Below are 3,720 nucleotides of genomic sequence, written 5' to 3'. Positions count from 1 at the left end.
GGCGACGAAGTACTTGGCGGTGCTGCGCGGCAGCGGCGCGCGGCCGCGAATCCGGTCGGCGATCTTCTCGGCGAGCATGATGGTGGTGGCGTTGAGGTTGCCGGTGATGATCTCCGGCATGATCGACGCGTCCACCACCCGCAGGCCCTGCACGCCGTGCACCCGGCCCTGGCCGTCGACCACCGCCATGGCGTCCTCGCCCATCTTGCACGAGCACGAGGGATGGAAGGCGGTCTCGGCATGTTCGCGGACGAAGGCGTCCAGTTCGGCGTCGCTCTGGCAGTCCGGGCCGGGGCTGATCTCGCGCCCGCGGAAGGCGTCCAGCGCCGGCTGGGCCATGATCTCGCGGGTGATGCGGATGGCGTCGCGGAACTCCTGCCAGTCCTGTTCGTGGCTCATGTAGTTGAACAGGATGCTCGGGTGCTGGCGCGGGTCCCTGGATTTGAGCTGCACGCGGCCGCGGCTGGGCGAGCGCATGGAGCCGACGTGGGCCTGGAAGCCGTGCTCCTTCACCGCGTTGCTGCCGTTGTAGTTGATCGCCACCGGCAGGAAGTGGAACTGGATGTTGGGCCAGGCGAATTCCGGACGGGTGCGGATGAAACCGCCGGCCTCGAACTGGTTGCTGGCGCCCAGGCCCTTGCCGCGCAGCAGCCAGTGGGCGCCGATGGCCGGCTGGTTCCACCACTTCAGCGCCGGGTAGATCGACACCGGCTCCTTGCAGGCGTACTGCAGGTACATCTCCAGGTGATCCTGCAGGTTCTGGCCGACGCCGGGCAGCTCGTGCACCAGGGGGATGTCCAGTTCGCGCAGCAGGGCGGCGGGGCCGACCCCGGAGCGCTGCAGGATCTGCGGCGAGGCGATGGCGCCGGAGCACAGCAGCACCTCGCGGCGGGCGCGGACGATCACCGGGGTGTCGCCGTCGCCGTGCAGGTAGGCGACGCCGCTGGCGCGCTTGCCGTCGAACAGGATGCGGTCGGTCAGGGCGTGGGTGACGATGCGCAGGTTGGGCCGGCCGCGGGCCTGGTCGAGGTAGCCGCGGGCGGTGCTGGAACGGCGGCCCTGCGCGGTGACGGTGCGGTCCATGGGGCCGAAGCCTTCCTGCTGGTAGCCGTTGAGGTCGTCGGTGCGCGGGTAGCCGGCCTGCACGCCGGCCTCGACCATGGCGTGGAACAGCGGGTTGTTGCCGGCCTTGGGCGTGGTCACCGACACCGGGCCGTCGCCGCCGTGGTAGTCGTTGGCGCCGATGTCGCGGGTTTCCGCCTTGCGGAAATAGGGCAGGCAGTCCAGGTAGGTCCAGTCTTCCAGGCCCGGCAGCTTGGCCCAGTTGTCGAAGTCCAGGGCGTTGCCGCGGATGTAGCACATGCCGTTGATCAGCGAGGAGCCGCCCAGGCCCTTGCCGCGCCCGCATTCCATGCGCCGGTTGTTCATGAAGGGCTCCGGCTCGGTCTCGTAGGCCCAGTTGTAGCGCCGGCCCTGCAGCGGGAAGGCCAGGGCGGCGGGCATCTGGGTGCGAAAGTCGAGGCGGTAGTCGGGGCCGCCGGCTTCCAGCAGCAGCACGCTGACGTCTGCGTCCTCGCTCAGGCGGGTGGCCAGCACGTTACCGGCCGAGCCGGCGCCGATGATGATGTAGTCGAATTCTTGCGACATGGGCGTCACCTGTATGACGGGTCTGCGTAGCCCCTAGGGTGGGTTAGGCGCAAGACCGGGCTTGGTCTGCATCCGATGTCGGTGCGCCGTAACCCACCGGGTTGATCGGATTGGCGAACTGGTGGGTTACGCGGCGTTTGCTGCCTCTGGGCTTCAGGCTTCGAGGTGCGCGCCGCTACCCCACCCTAGGGGCGGCTATTCAAAACACCGAGGCGTAGCCGCCCAGTTCCACCTGCACCGATTTGATCCGGGTGTAGTGGCCGAGGGTGGTCAGGCCGTTCTCGCGGCCGACGCCGGACTGCTTGTAGCCGCCCACCGGCATCTCCGCCGGCGACTCGCCCCAGGTGTTGATCCAGCAGATGCCGGCTTCCAGCTGGTGGATGACCCGGTGCGCGCGATTGAGGTCGCGGGTCACCACGCCGGCGGCCAGGCCGTAGTCGGTGTCGTTGGCGCGGCGGATCGCTTCCTCTTCGCTGTCGTAGATGAGGATGCTCATCACCGGGCCGAAGATTTCCTCGCGCACTATGGTCATGGCATCCGTGCAGTCGGTGAACACGGTCGGCGCCACGTAAGCGCCCTTGGCGTAGTCGCCGTCGGTGACGCGCGCGCCGCCGATCAGCAGGCGCGCGCCCTCGGCGCGGCCCTTCTCGATGTAGCCGAGCACGCTGTCCATATGCGCCGCGCTGACCAGCGGGCCGAAGTTGGTGGCCTCATCCAGCGGGCTGCCCAGGCGGATGCGCTTGACCCGCTCGAGCACCTTGGCCTCGAAGCGCGCCTGCAGCATGCGCGGCACGAACACCCGGGTGCCGTTGGTGCAGACCTGGCCGGAGCTGTAGAAGTTGGCCATCACCGCGATGTCGGCGGCGCGGTCCAGATCGGCGTCCTCGAACACGATCAGCGGCGACTTGCCGCCCAGCTCCATGGTCACTTCCTTGAGGGTGGAGCTGGAGGCGCTGGCCATCACCTTCTTGCCGGTGCTGGTGCCGCCGGTGAAGGAAATCTTCTCGATGCCGGGGTGCTCGGTCAGCCACTGGCCGAGCTCGCGGCCGCTGCCGGTGAGCACGTTGAACACGCCGTCGGGCAGGCCGGCCTCGGTGTAGATCTCGGCTAGCTTCAGTGCGGTCAGCGAGGTGACTTCGCTGGGCTTGAAGATCATCGCGTTGCCGGCGGCCAGGGCCGGCGCGGATTTCCACAGGGCGATCTGGATCGGGTAGTTCCAGGCGCCGATGCCGGCGACCACGCCCAGCGGCTCGCGGCGGGTGTAGACGAAGGAGGATTCGCGCAGCGGGATCTGCTCGCCCTCGATGGCCGGGATCAGCCCGGCGTAGTACTCCAGCACGTCGGCGCCGGTGACGATGTCGACGTTGCGGGTTTCGGAAAGCGGCTTGCCGGTGTCCAGGGTCTCCAGCTCGGCCAGCTCGTCGTTGCGCGCGCGCAGGATGTCCACCGCCTTGCGCAGGATGCGCGAGCGCTGCATGGCGGTCATCGCCGCCCAGACCTTCTGCCCCTGCTTGGCGCTGGCCACCGCACGCTCGACATCGGCCTGGCTGGCGCGCTGCAGGGTGGCGAGCACCTCGCCGGTGGCCGGGTTGATGCTGTCGAAGGTCTGGCCACTGCTGGCGGCGACGTAACGGCCACCGATATAGAGCTGCTGCTGGTCGAAGCGGGGCATGGGCTGTCCTCTGGGCGCGAATGAATTGGCTAGAAAACAGCCTATTTTATTTAGATTGAACGATCAATCAATAAAAACGACAGCGCGCAGCTAATCGCGACATGCAGGCAGTCGGGTGCGTCATGCGCACCGCGCGATCTCGGGGGGATTCGATAAACCCTGCAGCCGCCTGGCTTCGCGGCATTGCAGCGGCGCTGACTCGAGTCGGCGACCGGTTTTGCAGGCGGTGCGCGCAGCCTGGACGGCCCCGCGACCGCCTAGCAGGCCTTGCCCAGTTGCAGATCGAGGTAGTCGTAGGCGATACGGCGCGCCTGCTCGGTGTCGAAGGCTTTGCCGGACAGCGCGCCGCGCAGCCACAGGCCGTCGATCAGCGCCGCCAGGCCGCGTGCCGCGGCGCGCGC

At 68.3% G+C, this 3,720-nt stretch carries 3 protein-coding genes; all 3 read right to left on the bottom strand.

Annotation, left to right across the window (positions count from 1 at the left end):
• The coding region (gene betA, locus N878_RS14875) for a choline dehydrogenase (protein ID WP_021444417.1) at positions 1-1,647 on the bottom strand (1,647 nt) is incomplete at its 3' end.
• Positions 1,648-1,846: 199 nt separating this feature from the next.
• Positions 1,847-3,319: a betaine-aldehyde dehydrogenase gene (gene betB / locus N878_RS14870; RefSeq protein WP_021444416.1), complete on the bottom strand. Its 1,473-nt coding sequence runs from the start codon at positions 3,317-3,319 to the stop codon at positions 1,847-1,849.
• Between the two features lie 257 nt (positions 3,320-3,576).
• On the bottom strand, positions 3,577-3,720 hold a 144-nt coding region (locus N878_RS14865), incomplete at its 5' end, for a TetR family transcriptional regulator C-terminal domain-containing protein (protein ID WP_031303226.1).

It is taken from the genome of Pseudomonas sp. EGD-AK9, assembly GCF_000465935.2.
GTDB lineage: Bacteria > Pseudomonadota > Gammaproteobacteria > Pseudomonadales > Pseudomonadaceae > Aquipseudomonas.
Note: the sequence above shows the minus strand (reverse complement) of the source record. Positions and strands in the feature narration are given on the sequence as shown.

What these genes read in the sequence shown, in the direction of transcription:
- betB (WP_021444416.1), bottom strand. Translation starts at nt 3,319, where the DNA reads ATGCCCCGCTTCGACCAGCAGCAGCTCTATATCGGTGGCCGTTACGTC.